The organism is Ferdinandcohnia jepli (assembly GCF_047246645.1).
Taxonomy (GTDB): Bacteria; Bacillota; Bacilli; order Bacillales; family Bacillaceae_L; genus Ferdinandcohnia.
In genome coordinates, this window is the sequence record NZ_JBFOKR010000017.1 from 1 (window position 1) to 15,684 (window position 15,684).

The following is a 15,684-nucleotide window of genomic DNA, read 5'->3' on the forward strand; positions in this document are numbered from 1 at the left end:
TGGAGGCCGTTTGTTTCCGGGTTAACTGTCTATGGCAGTTCTTTCTATTTATGGGGGCGGGCACAGGAATATATGTATTGGGGCTATTCGTTAACAGAGCCAGTTTTGATGGCAGTACTAAGTGGCGTATCCATGCATTTTTTACTCAGATGGTTGTATCGCCATGGATATAGTAGTTCCTCCGCTCTGGGAATTATGGGAAGTGTGCCGTTAATTATTATTTCCTTCGTTCTCCCTTTCTTAAAAATGCATGTAAGCCTGGATGCGTTTGGGGAGACTTATGCTGAGGCAAAGCATTTTACTTCAGAGCCTTATGTAAACAAATATACGAACGTAACTGAAACCACTTCGCACCCAAGAACAACCTATGTGGAATCTTACGTTCGAACAGCACCAGACGGTGACCCAACCAATAACCTGTCCTATAATGGCCCTGATGCAAAGCCGCCAAATATGCAGGATATGCAAGTGGTAAAAGGGCATTTCCGTACTGTTCCAGACGGTGATCCAACTAATAATTTATCTTATCATCAACAAGCAGCAGCAACAGAGAGCGCTAATGGTGATACGGCGAACAGTGGTTATGAATCACAGGCAAAATATCAATCTGGTAATGAACAGAATGGTAGATTGGCAACAGTAGTATATGTCGAGCAAGATACAAAAAGAAAAAACTAGAAGAGTAAGGTAGCACTGTATTTCAATGCTCCCTTTTGGTTGGAATCTTATACATTATAGGTACACCTTGTGGACTCTATAGGTTAGAGAATACTTTTTTATCTATCAGTGCTATGCAAACGGATTCGATAACTGACAAAGGTAATTATCTTCCTTAAAAAGTGAAGGGCATTATCCCACCACAGATTAGTGATAGAATTGTAGTCTGAATTTTTACAGCCACCTCTAGCCTCTTTCTCCATTCTTTCCTACAAATAATACCTAATTATTAATCTAGCTCCATAACCTTTTGTTTCTGTATTACCCGCAACAGGTTTTGGCAGCTGAATTATTTCATCTTCTGAATTCATACTTTTATACATTGCCCTACAACAAGAATACATTCTAGCATTCTTTCCTTTATGGTCCCCCATCATTTTGTGTAAAGTCCCACTGCAGATATCAATGTACTGCTCACCAGCTTCACGAGCATCTATTTTGAGCATCTTTATTTCATTCATAAAATCCTCTTGTCTCGGTATCCCCATCTCTTTATTCACCTCTAATTCTTGAATTGTTTTACAGCTCTAAATCTAGAACGTCATGTAGTTCATACGTTATTAACCATTCAAATTATTACTAGTTACACCATCCGGATTGGTAGCAAGATAGCCTCCTCCATCATCAACAGCCCTGTCGAATGAAGTATCCCCATCACCATCCCTAAAATACCCCTCAACAACTGTACCATCTTCAGTTATATAGCCACTTACTTCATGAGGGTTTACAAAATGCAAATCTGATGTTTCAACTAAACCAACATCTATAACTGTAGGAAGGTCAAGCTCCGGCAGGTCTATATTGGAGCCAACGCTAAGCCCATCAATTCCATCAAATGCATCTATCGCATCTAACAAACTCACTCCCGCTATGCCTAGTAGCAGAATTGCTGTGCTTTTTCCGACCTTTACTCGATCCCCTTCAGATATTCCTTCAAAAACGCTAACAACCCGGCGTACAGGAGCAGTCAGTATATTCCATGCGATTTTCCCGGCCCTTTCTATTAAGGGCCTTTTCTTTATTGCTTTTAATTCACGAATGGCTTCTTCATAAAATTCCAGTCTATCCTCTTTTAAATTCTTGTTAATTTTCTTCATATGCGCTATGAACATAACTAACTCATTGTGACGATCCTTATATAGTTCAGGGTAATAAAACTTATAACTTTCTTTATCTATTTCTTCTAAAGTCTTATGTGCAAGATCTATGTGTTTCTCAAAATACTCTACAATTGAGTGTATTATAAAGATAACCTCTAAACATTTATTGATTTGTTCAAGTGCCTCATTAACAATTCTTAGTTTCTGATAATAGCCGCGCCTTTCACTAAGCTGTTTTTCGAGGGAGAAATCTACTGTCTTTGGATGGTCTTCTAATATAAATCTTTTACTGAAATAAATGTAATGATTATGTCTAATATAATCTCTATTAAATTCCTTAAGCACTTTTTTATGTATACGTTTCATCTTCCATCTCTTAAAGAAAGGATAACGCTTTGAATTATAATATTTTTTAAGATTTTCTTTAAAATCTTTCCATTCCCTATACTTCTGTAAAAGTGTAACAATTATTACTAGCATGATAAAAAGCACTAGCATAATACCAATTATCTTTAAAAATATCATAGTAATATCTCCTTTTAGCAACTATAAATATTTATAGTATTACAATTTTTGGTATTACTTATTGAGATTATAATAAGCTAGCATTACAATATAGTCTACTAGCACCATGCCTTATATCCTAAAAATTTAGTGAAATTACTAATTTTAATCCTCTATAGAATTCGTAGGTAGACATAGTCTACCATTTGAGCAAAAATAATTTCTTGAAGTAATTCGTCAAAAAACCAACTATAGCGCTCCTTGAAACATAAATACCAACTATAGTTTATTCGTTTTTGATTTCCTCTAGGATTTACTTAAGCTAGGGGTGATCTCTTATGTCTACAGTAGAAGTAGTAGGACATAGAATTCGCAGGCTTCGAAATGAGAAAAAATGGTCTCAGCAAAAGTTAGCAGAAGAGGCGGGTATTTCTGAAACGTATATGGGAGAAATTGAACGAGCGGAAAAGTCGGCTTCATTAGATGTGCTGGTTAGGATTGCGAATGCACTCAATATACCTACTTCACATCTCTTATCTAAAGCGGAAGAATTAAGTGCTATTGAAAACTCTGAAGCACTTACTACAATCATTGATCTATTAAAAGATAGACCGATTGCAGTACATGAAGATATTTTAAAACATACACTCATACAACTTGGGGCAATAGATAGAGTAACAGGTAATCGTAAATAGACTATATTTAATTAGGAGATACCAATGAACCTTATATCAAAGGAAATTACAAAGGACTTTGAAATTTTAGAAATAACTGTATCTCAAGATCACTCGATCATAATAGAAATCTTTAAGGTACCTAACGGCTTCGAAGGATTTGCCAGGTATTCTCATCCAGACAAAGAGGATATAGTTGGTACAGCTTTTCACCAGGATAAAAAAGAGTGTGCAATGCTTTCTTATAAAAATCTTAAAGGGTTACTTACTAATTAATAAGTAGCTTTAATTTAAATGTGAACAGACTAAGAGAGTCGAATATTGACTCTCTTTCTTTATGGAAAAAATCAACCCTGCCCTGTAAAATTATCAAAGTAATATGTGCTATTATAGTTTCACCTAGTAAAATATAAATCTGTTCAGAACCTGGCTACTTGGAGGTGTTAAAAATTGAGGAGAATAAACAAGGCGATAGTATTAGTAGTTTTGACTATGGTTATTGGTGTTATTTTTGTGGTTACGAGACCTTTATTCCAGAGTGATAAAGAGACCGGGTCTGAAATAAGAATAGTTTCCGACTTGGATAAAAGAGAACCTCCCGTACAGAAAGTTAAAACCATGGTTTTAAACGAAAGCGACGTCTTTCAAGGGGACTTGCTATTAGTTAATAATGACATTCCTATCAAAGAGATAAGTATCAAAGAAGATATCGCTCCACTATCTACAATAGAAGAATTGAAGAAACAATTCGGGTCTAGCATAGATGATATCTCTATTTCTAAGGAGGCAGCGCTTGCGTTCTCAAAGCTGATAGAGGATGCTTCAAAAGATGGACTGCAAAACTTTTCCGTGAATAGTGGTTTCCGTGGTTTTAAAGAGCAGGAAAGACTTTATAAAGAAATGGGACCTAGTTACGCGTTACCACCTGGGTATAGTGAACATAATCTTGGTTTATCACTCGATGTTGGTTCGACTTTAATGAAAATGGAAAGTGCACCTGAAGGAAAATGGATGGCCGAAAACTCCTGGAAGTACGGATTTATACTGAGATATCCAAAGGACAAAACAGATATTACCGGTATCGAATATGAGCCTTGGCACTTTCGTTATGTAGGTTTGCCACATAGTGCGATTATGAAGGAGAAGAACCTCGTGTTAGAGGAATATATAGACTATCTGAAAAAGGAAAAGACGGTGACAACAACGGTTAACGATAAAGAATACTTCATTACATATCAGCCAGTTTTGGAAACGTTGGAATTGGTAGAACCAATTTTGGCCGACTATGAGGTTTCTGGGAATAATATAGATGGAATTATCATAACAAGATATCAGTAGTGTGGATAACAAATGTTGGATAAGTCCTGTGCTTTTATTCTAATGTTTCCTGGTATAAGTTTGAAATTGTATCTAATAGGAACCGTCCCTTGTTTTGATAAAAAAACAAGCATGAAATTTTGCGAATTATGTTAAAAATTACCGATTTTTGTCGATAAAATACATATAGAAAGGAGGGAATGAATCATGGAACAAACAATTGTTGCACTTATTAGTCTTTTATTAATTTTATTTATACCTCTTCAAATCGTCTTTGCGATAAAAATTAAGCTGGCATTGTCCAAACTAAGAAGAACAGAACAAATTACTGAGGAGGATGCTTTAAAGTTCCTCAATAGTATGCGTACAGTTCTTTGGATTCCTTATACTACAAAATATTTCTCTCGTATGCGAGAGGCGTATACTTACATTTACGGTAGTCCATTGGTAAGTTATGAAACTAAGAAAAAAGTACATAAGTCTTTAAAACTCCGACTTGTTAAAGGTATTGTAACTCCTAAGAATTATGATCAGGTATCATAATTAAAAAATTCTTTTATTTTATGAAAGGTGCCTATTTATAGGGACCTTTTTTTGTAAATTTATTGATTTGATCAATGGAGAATTGTTAGATATGGATGAGAATCCGATCTCAGGGTTATATGCAGCTGGTGAGATGGTTGGAGGATTATTTTATAACAATTATCCAGGCGGTTCAGGATTAATGTCTGGTGCAGTTTTTGGTAAACTTGCGGGTTCTTCAGCGTCTAAATATGTAAATAAACAGCAAGTAAATAAGGTATAAGTCTCACTTTTGTTAGAGTGAGCATTATAAGAAGAAGTAATGTGCCCAATTCTTCCGATGAAGTGTCAGGTACATTACTTCTTTTTTTATTGGTAATGGGTATAATCATTGCAAATGTTTTATATCGATGCTCAATTTAACATCAGTTATATAAAAATTAGATGCGCTAGATACATATATGAAAAGTAAATCCACTTACACAACTAAAGCCAAACGGGTTTTCTTCGATTTAATAGTTATAAATCACAATAGAAACTTCACACTCTCATTTAATCCCCCTAAAAAACCTACTGATCAATACCTTTATTTTCATTACGCTTCATTTTCTTCCTCAATATTAAGTAAATTCCAAAACCAACACCCACTAATAGAATAAGAATTGGGGAATTCCCTATTAAAAATATAAGTATTCCAGATCCTGCAGCAAGTAAAAAGTTAATGCTATCCATAAATTGTTTTTTGGTTTTCTCCCATGTGTTTAGCTCGCTATTCTCTAATTCAGGAATGATTACATTATTCTCATAGAAGTGGATCGTTACAGTGGATAAGTTCGTTTGGTTTTCTAAATATTTCATTCGCCCAGTTATAATTTCAATTTCTTCTTGAACAGCAGCTAAATCATTGGATATTTCTAATAAGTCCTTAGTTGTTTTTGCATCTTTCATAAACTGTAGTAATCTTTCTTCAACAGCCCGTTTTGCCTTTAGTCTTGATTCTAAGTCTTTATATTCCTCAGTAACATCTTCACCTGTGACATTCTTATTATGAACCTTGGTACCTATCGCTTCTACCTTATCAATGAATCGTTGAAAATGGTCACTAGGTACACGTGCAGTAAGATGACCACTAGATTGTTCGGAACCATCATTATAACTTTCTGACTCAACGATATACCCGTTCATATCCTCAATTAGCGTTTGAATCGATTCTTGTGCATTTTTATAGTTCTTTACTTCCATCTCAATCATTGCATTGTAAATAACCATTCTGCTTGTGTTAGTAAGGTCCGTATTCTCTTTAATTGAATTTGCGGTTTCTCTTTCTGCCTTTCCTTCATCACCAGAAGAGTCCTCTGCAACTTCTGATATTTCGGGTTCATACGCCATGTCTCCCCCTGCAGCTTTATCACCAGCTGATTCGGAGGATTCCGAAGAACCTGCACTACAGCCAAACAAGGCCAACATCATTACCAAAACACTTACACAAAACAAGTTGAATTTCTTCATCTTGACCACCCCTTTAAAGGCTCCTTTTCATTATAGACGTAATAATACTAAGAACGTTTCAATATGTAAGAATTTCATAGATCTATTGAAACGATTGTGAAAAAAATAAATCAGCACTCGTACTGGTAGTGAACGCTCTAAACTTAGAGTATTTGATATATTATCCAAACAGTGTCCAGCTTCTAATAACACCAAAAGGGATGAACAAATGTCCATCCCTTCCTAATAGTACTAACAGCTTTTACCTTAACAACTACCTCTTAATGCTCATGCGGATTATCTACTACCGGTCCAAAAACTGGGATGCTATCGTAAACCGCAGGGTCTGCCTGATATACTTCTCCTGTCACAAATCCCTTTAATGTTTCATAGAGTCCATCATATGTTTGTTTAATCATCATTCCACTTGCTTTTTGACCTGTATCATAGTTTGAACCACCACGAATTTCATAAAGCATGGTTGGTGTTCCATTTAAGGCAAAGGTTGAAATGGCCATAGCTGGAACATTCAATTCCTCATAACGTGATACATTACCAAAATGTGAGTTACCGACTTGGAGTTTTTGATAGACTAGTGACCCAATTCTTTTTGAAAGATCAACGACTTCATCATCTACTTTCCAGAAGTTATCTTCTCTATCAGTATATCCCTCTTCCGCAATTGGGACATTTAGTATCGCTAATGTTGACATTTCATCACTATCTTCAGAAACCGTGTATGTCGGGTATGTGTGGTGAAGATCAATGAATAACTCAGGTTCAAGCGCCTCATATAAGTCTACCATCGCACGCGCCTCCGGAGTTACAAAGAAACCGACACTCCCTCTCCAGCCTGATACTGATTGGCCTGGTAATAAATGAGCTGTTGAAGGGTTTAGTTCAAATTCTAAATCCGGATTAAAGTCACGGTTAATATCATAACCTGTTGCACGATGATACCATGGTTTAACCTGTGATTCCTCTAATCCCCATTCACCCGGCGTCCAAGCTTGTCGGTTGTATCGTAGTGGTTTTCCCACTCCATCCACTACATGTCCTACCACCCCTTCAGGGTTTAACATTGGGACAACCCAAACTGAAAGGTTATCACGCATCTTCTGTACTTCCGGATTATTGCTAGATACCAATGTTTTAATTAATTCAACCGAAGAAATGACCCCTAACTCCTCATCGCCATGCATAGTTGATTGGATGAGAACTCCTTTTTTGTTCGGGTCATTATCACCAATTTTCGCAACGTAAATTGGATAACCAGATTGTGTTGTTCCTGCTACCTCCAACGTCATTCTACCATTTGATCTTGCTTCAATATTCTTCAGTTCTTTTTCCAGTTCTTCTGGAGTGTACATTCTTTCTAGACTCACATGTTGGTTAGGTGTTACCCATGGTCCATTCGGATTCGTTTTTGCGTAAGAGGTAAAAACAAAAAGGTTAGAAATTACTACTGTCACCAATATCAGTTTCCATAATTTTTTATACATCTACATACTCCCTTTTCATAGTAAAGTATCCATCTGATGATTCTATAAATCTGGATGATAATTGATTACAAAGTGTGTTGTTTCCTCTTCAATGTCATTACTGCGCTCTTATCTGCCCCTTGGCTCCTTGAAACAAATGCTAGTTATGTACAAATGAAAGCATACTCCTCCCTTCTATGTAGATTGCAAGAAAAGAAATCTATCCTGCGCCAATATATATGTGCAAGTATCATACCAATTCTCATCCTACCGTTTACATGAAAATTTTTCGACTTTCGAATTATAAAGAGGTATCTGTATAAAACTTTTAAAAATGTGTCTAAAACATTAGAAATCTACTATTCAAAATTTGACAGTCCTCATAAACATTGCAGTAAAAACAAACAAACCATGCGATTATGAAGGAGAAGAACTTCGTGTTGGAGGAATATATAGACTTTCTGAAAAAGGAAAAGACGGTGACAACAACGATTAACGATAAAGAATACTTCATTACATATCAGCCTGTTTCGGAAACGTTGGATTTGGTAGAACCAATATTAACCGACTATGAGGTTCTGGAAATAATGTTGATGGGGTTATTGTGACTAGAGTACGGGAAATAGGAGCCTTCAAAGAGGATAGTATTTTAGCTATCCTCTTTATATTTGCCATTCTGTATGAGTAGGTTATAAAAAAAGTGTTGAGAAGGCATAGATGCACGTGAAAACTAATAAATACCCCTTACTTCAATCCTAGTCTCAATTAATGGCTTTAAAATCGACGTTAATTTTTAGGATGGCGTTTGCTGCATCCACCTATCATTTTCTTACTTCTTCTTTATATTTCTTGCTGTGGTAGTCCATCTTATTTAACATTTTTTCTTTAAGTTTAGGATCTCTGGCATCTTTAGATAGATGCGCATAATATTTCATTCTATAAAGATGCCAATATTTAATTATCATATTTCATGTCACCTCTTTGAATAATTATAATTTATATATCGACAAATATCGACATTATTCACAGATAACAATTATATAACCAATCAACTTTTGATAATTCCTAGTGCACCTCGTATTTCACTACATAAAACAATTAATCACTACTAATCTGCTACTCCTAAGGAAAGTTATCAAAATTAGCTAGTCTATCCTTTTGTGAAACATAAAGAAAAATTCCCAGCTGGTGACAGGCACTCAAAAAAAATTTCACAACCCATGCCCCTTTTTCACCCCTAAACTACTATAACAATAATGAAGGAGGTTTAATCTTTAATAGTTTAAACTGCCACACAGATCAGTGGTAGGTAGTGAAAAAGGTAGCGTGTAGAGGTCTTTCCTATAAAGTTATTTTTAAAGGGAAATATCGTTCACGAGATAACTAGCATTTATCCCTATTACGGGTGATCTTGGAGGGGTGAGCCGTCCCTCTGATTATATATGGAGAGGAAGATAAATTTGAAAAATGTACAAGTGTCCGAGAAAATATACTCAGTAAAATGCAAGGAATGTAATGAAATTGTAGGGTACTCTGAAGAAGAAACTCAAAAGGTTGTATGTATGGATTGCGCACTTATTTCATGATATTGATAGTAATTGTAAGACTACAAGACTCGTCCTTTGTTCTGTAATAGATAAGAAAGGAACCTTTCCATTGAAGCCGAATATGAGATTTCGATTTGATATTATCGGGTAAAGCAACAGCGAAGAAATTCATTTTATTATGTTTAGACGAAGAGTAGGAGTTCTTGTAGGGCTGTTATACCTGTTTATAAAACTGATGTAGCTATTTCATCCAAAATTTGTGGTCTGTTCAGCAAAGTGACAATCAGTGAATAATTCAATATTAGGAATCCGACTAAGCATTTCAGACTTATAGAAAATAAGATCTTCTAGTAATGTTTTATCAACACATTCATATATATATTAATAACAGGCTACCGGTTTTTAAAGTCATTAGAAGGAGTTGCTTTAGACATTACCTTATAGCTCCCTTTAATTACTTTAAAGGAGGTGCTATTATGACTGTTTCCGTTGATAGTGATACTTTTTTTAACCGTAGTGAAGCTTTTGAATGTATCCAAGGATCTCTTCAGGCTGACGGAAAGGAAGTTAAACCGTCGATCATTCATAAGGAACTAGATAAAATCAAATCCTATTATCAAAATAGGAAAAATGATTTTTATCGTATTCCTGCGTTTGAAGTGGAATGCATTTATCTGCGTCTACGATATCTCCAAAGGAAATAGACATATTATAAGCTCAATCCTTTTTAAAAGGATTGAGCTTATCCTGTTTTTGATTTGTCATGTCATACTTAGTTATCGTAAACCCTAACTTATTCCAGCCTCTCACTCTCTTAAAAAGGCTATACATTGGATGATTATCTAGTATACAGCTCCCTGATTCTTTTACTTGGTTACCACAAAAGTACATAATCTACTAGAATTTCTTTGATGGTTCTCTATACTCTATTTTAAATTCGTATTAATAATCGAAAAAAACTAGCCTACGGTCTTTACCTAGGCTAGTTTTTGGATCGATAAACATACAGTTACACTAATTGTAAAAGATAGGTGATATCATCGATTCAACAAATAGAATACACCCTTTTTTCGCGAATAATAATCATTGGTTATCCATCTACTAGTACTATTTCTTCTCATTAGCGAACGAAAGGATTCTTATCAGTTCAAATTAAATTTTTTGATAACTAACTCACTAAAGACTGAGAGTTTCATTGGATTTGAACCTTGATATTGTAATGTTTGTTTAAGTACAGGAAACCTCATGGATAGAGCATCTTGAGTAATTCTACTCACTCTCTTTTTGGTAATATTAAACCTAGTGGCTAGCTGATTTTGAAGTTCAATTTCATCATTGATTATTTTTGGATTTTTAATAGAGAGATAGATTAATTCACGCAGAAGTGGAAAGTGAGACATACTCTCATTGAAATCTAATTGGAGCAATGTTTCGGTTATTTCCTTAGTTATTACCTCATCAGTTCCCAATTTCTTATCTGCTTTTGATCGTATATTACTAGTTTCTTTTGAAAATCCTGACGAACTTAGGCAGGCATCTTCATTGGAAGGTGTTTGACTTATCATGTTATCGCTTTGTTGCGTCTCTATTGAGCGGTTTAATGTAACCTGACCAATATTATTCTTTTTATGAATAAAATCAGCAAGGAGTTGTATGTACTCGCTATTTGTAGGCTTAGCATTAGACGTATTTAAATGGTTTCCTCGGATAAGAGATAACATTTCAAGGTTTCCTCTACTCCATGCACTATCAATTGTGTGACGTATAGCACGGTCCACACGACTAGCTGTGGTATTGTACTTTTTTGCAATATACGGATACAACTCTTCTGTTATTCTAGAAATAAGAGTAGGTTCCTTATATGTTTGAGTTATAGCATCAATAAGGTATCGGTAACCTTTAATGTGTGTAGGGATACCAAAATTAAAAAGGAGCTTTGAAACTTGAGCTTCAATGGTATCAGAAGATAATGTACTGAATTTTATCCCATTAGTTTTTTTATCATGTGAGTTATTTTTCTTTAACTCTGCCTCTTTATATCCTGCAAAAAAAGCAAACTCCGCAAGGTCTTCAACCAATTCACTAATATACTCTTCATCATTGTATTCAAATGCTTTTTGTAGTCTTTCAATTGTTTTTTCTAGCTTTTCTTTGGTTTCGAAATTAATGTTCATAATATTTACCTCTTACACATTTGTTTTTACAAAGCTTTAGGAACCCCTCGGTTAATTACTCTTAACATTTAGCATTTCCTCAGGAAAATAGTACCATATTATGTATGAGTTGTAATGATAAACTTAGTAATTTAGGTGAGTTATTCCCGAACATAGAGAGTAGTTGCCACATCAAAGCGGCCAAATTGCAATACATTATGAGCACCTGCGACTGCAATCTCTAATGCCCGCTTCGCTTGTTTATGACCAATAATATGTTTAAAATTCTTCTCTGAAATGTTTGATTTAGCAGTTGAATTGATAGGGATTTGTGGGCTTTTACTAGAGGAAGGTAATGAGGCAATAACTTGACCAGAAAATGACTGAATGACCTCCTGTATTGAATGTACAAAGCGAAGTTCGATTCCCTCTATTTCCGAGAATGGTAAATCTTCTATATAAAGAAGATACAATATTTTAATGTGGTGTTTCTTAGCTGCTAGAATAGCTGGTAACATCCCTCTCACTGCCCTGATCTCACCATTTAGCGACAATACACCCAGAAAAGCAGAATTCGGTGGAATTTTATCTTGAAAATAATTCATCTCTTTCATTAATCCAACTGCCATCGCCACATCAAACAAGGGACTGTTTTTCTTTTGTTCAGTTGGCGACAGATTAATGACTATCTTCTTCTCAGGAAACTGGCAGTTAATAGAGTACAAAGCTGCTAGTACACGGTCTTTCGACTCCTTTACGCACGCATCCGGTAATCCTACAATACTCACACTATCTTTACCAGGTATAATCTGTACCTCAACACTCACCTTATACCCTTCCAACCCCTGAAGCCCAATACTAGTAACAACAGTAGCCATAACTCACTCTCCTAAGCTAGAATATATGTTCGTTTTTTTATAAATTAAACCAATTAACAAACTATGTCAATTACACTTAGATAATTGTTCAAAATTAGAACAAAAAGTCGATTGTTCACAGATAGAACTATTAAATAACCCATTCTGAAACACTATTAAAAGACTCAAAAAACAGAACAAAAAGAGAGTCCCAAACAAAAATAGTAGAACTCTCTCTATGTGAAACAAATCTGTGAAACAAATCTGTGAAACAAGAAACTTCGGGTGGTGACAGGCACCCAAAATCAGTTAAAAAACCACACAAAAGAGAGTCCCAACAATAATAGTTGGACTCTCTCCATGTGAAACAAATCTGTGAAACAAGAAAATCCGGGTGGTGGCAGGCCCCAAAATCAATCATCTTTATCTCTAAGATTGATTTGATAAAAATGCTCTACATCAACTGATTCCCTATGACCACTCTGTATATTATCAAAAACCACAATATCTTCATTCTGACCTAAAAAATATCTTACTGTATGGGATCTATGTATCCCGCTACACTAGTTATTAATATAGACACAGTTGCCTCACCGTCCTTCTGGAATTACTGTCACTCAAAAAGTAAACTTTGCTTAAAAGTTTTATTATATATATCAACTTGTTAAGAAAACTCCCTATCAACTGCTACAAGTGCTGCCCCGATTACTTGATGCATATCATAGTATTTATAAGTAGCCAATCTTCCTCCAAAGATAACGTCATCTTCCTTGTCAGCTAGTTCTTTATATTTTGCATACATTTGATTATTCTTATTATCATTTATTGGATAATATGGCTCATCACCCTTCTCCCACTCTTTTGGATATTCTTTCGTTATTACAGTTTTTTCTTGGGTACCGAATTCAAAATGTTTATGTTCTATAATTCGGGTATACGGCGTTTCCCTATCAGTATAATTAACAACTGCATTTCCTTGATAATTTTCTATATCAAGTACTTCATTCTCAAATTTTAAACTTCTATAGTCTAATTGCCCAAATCGATAATCATAAAATTCATCAATCATACCTGTAAATACTATTTTCTTAGCTTTTCCTTCTAATTCATCTCTATTTTTAAAGTAGTCCGTATTTAATTGCACATCTACATCTTTAAGCATTTTTTCAATTATTACGTTATATCCTCCGATCGGAATACCTTGATACTTGTCATTAAAGTAATTATTATCATAAGTAAACCTAACTGGTAACCTCTTGATTATAAATGCTGGTAATTCTTTAGTAGATCTTCCCCACTGTTTCTCTGTATAGCCTTTAATTAGTCTTTCATAAATGTCTGTACCGACTAAAGAAATAGCCTGTTCCTCTAAATTCTTTGGTTCTGAAATCCCGGCTTCCATCTTTTGTTCTTCTATTTTAGCCCTTGCTTCTTCTGGAGTAATAACACCCCATAACCTATTAAAAGTATTCATATTGAATGGCAAATTATAGATTTTCCCTTTATAATTTGCAACAGGAGAGTTTGTATATCTGTTAAACTCTGTAAAACTGTTAACATAATCCCATATTTTCTTGTTATTTGTATGAAATATATGTGCACCATATCTATGAACATTAATTCCCTCTATGTTTTCAGTATAAACATTTCCACCAATATGATTTCGGCGGTCAATCACTAGACACTTTTTTCCTTTATTATTTGCCTCATAAGCGAAAGTTGCTCCAAATAAACCTGCTCCTACAACTAAGTAGTCATATGTTCCTGACATAGTATATCCTCCTCTATCTTAGCTTGAACTTTCTTGTTAGTTTAGTTGAAATTTCAACCATTAATTCATTCTTAAATAAGAATAATATTGAAATATATATAATAATTGCACTAATAACAGACAGCAGCGTACTGAATACTAACCCAGGAATGAGATGATTTATTCCAATGCATAATATGGACATAAAAAGTACTCCTATTAAGTAACTAAGGAGGTTTTTAAAATTAATATTTCCTTTAATGTACGTATAAGCAAAATAGAACAGAGTAACGGTAACAGCTGTTTCTGCAAGTATTGTTGCTACTGCTGCCCCATTATGCTGAAGTTTAGGGATTAATATTAGATTCAGCGAGAAATTAATAGCCGCCCCTATAATGGTAGCAAAAAGGGTTATTTTTTCTTTACCATTTGATACTAATATCTGGATCCCAATTAAATTACTAAGACCAATAATAATTAAGATTGGACTTATAATTCTTATAGTATTTACAGCCTCCAAATATCCAGGACCAGCAAAGATTAATATTATAGGCTTAGCTAGAATAATAATACCAACCGTCGCTGGAATAGAAATCATTAGTATAAAATCGATTGACTTTTTTATTAATCTTTTAATATCTTCTTCTTGTTTCATTTTAATGTAATATGACATTCTAGGTAATAAAACTACAGCCAATGACGTGACTAGGGTTAATATTATTTTTACAATTCTACTAGCGGAAGAGTATAAACCAACGTATTTATCACCGGAAATAACTCCCAGCATGACTTTATCTAAGTGAACATAAATACTAACAGATATGCTCATTGCAAATAATAAAAGAATTGGTTTTATATGCTTTTTAAAATTGTAATTTGAATATCGTTTAAATAAGCTAATATATTTGTTCACATGTATGAAATTATATATGTGACCTAACGCAAGAGATAAAGTAATTATAAAACCGTAAAGATTAAAGTCACTTTCTTCTTTAATTAAAACAAATACTAAAATTAAGGATAGTAATTTAACAAAAAAACTTCTAATCGTAATTAAGCGATACTCTTCAATAGATTGATAAAACCACTCAATTCCAATACTAGTTGATAAAATATTAATACTCATAATGATAAGTAAAGTTTTATAATCATGAAACATATCCACACTAACCAGTACTATTGTCAAAAATATATAAGACACAATTACCATCACTATGTTTATCATTAATATTTCTTGTACCTTTTTAGTAAGCTCTTCTTTATTATCCCTGTACTTAGCACACTCTCTAATTGCATAAGTAGGTATTCCAAATTGTGCTATTATAATAAAATAGTGTATAACCGATAAAGAGAAATCGACTTTTCCAATTCCTTCTGCAGATAAAATTCTAGCTACATAAGGAAAGGTTATCAAAGGGAATACAATATTTAAAATTCTAAGTAGAGTATTGTATAAAAAGTTTTTTGCAATCGACTTTTTTTCACCCATATGTTTCTATCATCTCTAATCATATTTTTCTTGTTCCTATAATGTGTTAATACTCTATACTGTTAACTATATTTTCCGAATAATC

15 protein-coding genes and 1 pseudogene are annotated in these 15,684 nt (G+C 34.2%); 8 read left to right on the forward strand and 8 right to left on the reverse strand.

Annotation, left to right across the window (positions count from 1 at the left end):
• A partial coding sequence (locus tag AB3M96_RS17770; protein WP_412968977.1) for a hypothetical protein occupies positions 1–678 on the forward strand: 678 nt, incomplete at its 5' end.
• A gap of 248 nt (positions 679–926) precedes the next feature.
• Here AB3M96_RS17770 and AB3M96_RS17775 read toward each other — a convergent pair.
• Both AB3M96_RS17775 and AB3M96_RS17780 read right to left on the reverse strand, forming a co-directional pair.
• Positions 927–1,205, reverse strand: a complete 279-nt coding sequence (locus tag AB3M96_RS17775) for a hypothetical protein (protein ID WP_412968978.1) — start codon at positions 1,203–1,205, stop codon at positions 927–929.
• 72 nt (positions 1,206–1,277) lie between these two features.
• Complete coding sequence (locus AB3M96_RS17780) at positions 1,278–2,342, reverse strand: hypothetical protein (RefSeq protein ID WP_412968979.1); 1,065 nt, start codon at positions 2,340–2,342, stop codon at positions 1,278–1,280.
• A 317-nt stretch (positions 2,343–2,659) separates the two neighbouring features.
• Here AB3M96_RS17780 and AB3M96_RS17785 point away from each other — a divergent pair, with 317 nt between their 5' ends.
• From AB3M96_RS17785 to AB3M96_RS17805, 5 genes and pseudogenes are all read left to right on the forward strand, one after another.
• On the forward strand, positions 2,660–3,016 hold the full coding sequence (locus AB3M96_RS17785) for a helix-turn-helix domain-containing protein (protein ID WP_412968980.1): 357 nt from the start codon (positions 2,660–2,662) through the stop codon (positions 3,014–3,016).
• Positions 3,017–3,040: 24 nt separating this feature from the next.
• A complete protein-coding gene (locus AB3M96_RS17790; RefSeq protein ID WP_412968981.1) occupies positions 3,041–3,271 on the forward strand; it encodes a hypothetical protein in 231 nt (76 codons plus the stop codon).
• A 183-nt stretch (positions 3,272–3,454) separates the two neighbouring features.
• Positions 3,455–4,333: a M15 family metallopeptidase gene (locus tag AB3M96_RS17795; protein WP_412969065.1), complete on the forward strand. Its 879-nt coding sequence runs from the start codon at positions 3,455–3,457 to the stop codon at positions 4,331–4,333.
• Positions 4,334–4,519: 186 nt separating this feature from the next.
• The gene (locus AB3M96_RS17800; RefSeq protein ID WP_412968982.1) at positions 4,520–4,855 is read left to right on the forward strand and encodes a hypothetical protein; all 336 of its coding nucleotides are present in this window, start codon (positions 4,520–4,522) and stop codon (positions 4,853–4,855) included.
• Between the two features lie 76 nt (positions 4,856–4,931).
• A pseudogene (locus tag AB3M96_RS17805) lies at positions 4,932–5,117 on the forward strand (FAD-dependent tricarballylate dehydrogenase TcuA); the annotation flags it as partial.
• Between the two features lie 287 nt (positions 5,118–5,404).
• Here AB3M96_RS17805 and AB3M96_RS17810 read toward each other — a convergent pair.
• Positions 5,405–6,343 carry a DUF4349 domain-containing protein gene (locus AB3M96_RS17810; RefSeq protein WP_412968983.1) on the reverse strand — a complete coding sequence of 313 codons (939 nt, stop codon included), beginning with the start codon at positions 6,341–6,343 and terminating at the stop codon, positions 5,405–5,407.
• A 260-nt stretch (positions 6,344–6,603) separates the two neighbouring features.
• Positions 6,604–7,824 (reverse strand): M14 family zinc carboxypeptidase, encoded by a 1,221-nt coding sequence (locus tag AB3M96_RS17815; RefSeq protein ID WP_412968984.1) that lies wholly within the window; start codon positions 7,822–7,824, stop codon positions 6,604–6,606.
• A gap of 398 nt (positions 7,825–8,222) precedes the next feature.
• Between AB3M96_RS17815 and AB3M96_RS17820 the strand changes: the two genes are divergently transcribed.
• Positions 8,223–8,411, forward strand: coding sequence for a hypothetical protein (locus tag AB3M96_RS17820; RefSeq protein WP_412968985.1), 189 nt, complete (start codon positions 8,223–8,225; stop codon positions 8,409–8,411).
• A 1,415-nt stretch (positions 8,412–9,826) separates the two neighbouring features.
• The gene (locus AB3M96_RS17825) at positions 9,827–10,054 is read left to right on the forward strand and encodes a hypothetical protein (protein ID WP_412968986.1); all 228 of its coding nucleotides are present in this window, start codon (positions 9,827–9,829) and stop codon (positions 10,052–10,054) included.
• Positions 10,055–10,492: 438 nt separating this feature from the next.
• Here the strand turns inward: AB3M96_RS17825 and AB3M96_RS17830 are convergent, their stop codons facing one another.
• From AB3M96_RS17830 to AB3M96_RS17845, 4 genes are all read right to left on the reverse strand, one after another.
• Entirely contained in the window at positions 10,493–11,524 is a 1,032-nt protein-coding gene (locus tag AB3M96_RS17830; RefSeq protein ID WP_412968987.1) for a sporulation initiation factor Spo0A C-terminal domain-containing protein, read from the reverse strand.
• A gap of 140 nt (positions 11,525–11,664) precedes the next feature.
• The gene (locus tag AB3M96_RS17835; protein WP_412968988.1) at positions 11,665–12,381 is read right to left on the reverse strand and encodes a magnesium chelatase domain-containing protein; all 717 of its coding nucleotides are present in this window, start codon (positions 12,379–12,381) and stop codon (positions 11,665–11,667) included.
• 643 nt (positions 12,382–13,024) lie between these two features.
• A complete protein-coding gene (glf, locus tag AB3M96_RS17840; RefSeq protein WP_412968989.1) occupies positions 13,025–14,131 on the reverse strand; it encodes a UDP-galactopyranose mutase in 1,107 nt (368 codons plus the stop codon).
• A gap of 13 nt (positions 14,132–14,144) precedes the next feature.
• Positions 14,145–15,599 carry a flippase gene (locus AB3M96_RS17845; RefSeq protein WP_412968990.1) on the reverse strand — a complete coding sequence of 485 codons (1,455 nt, stop codon included), beginning with the start codon at positions 15,597–15,599 and terminating at the stop codon, positions 14,145–14,147.
• Between the last annotated feature and the right edge of the window lie 85 nt (positions 15,600–15,684).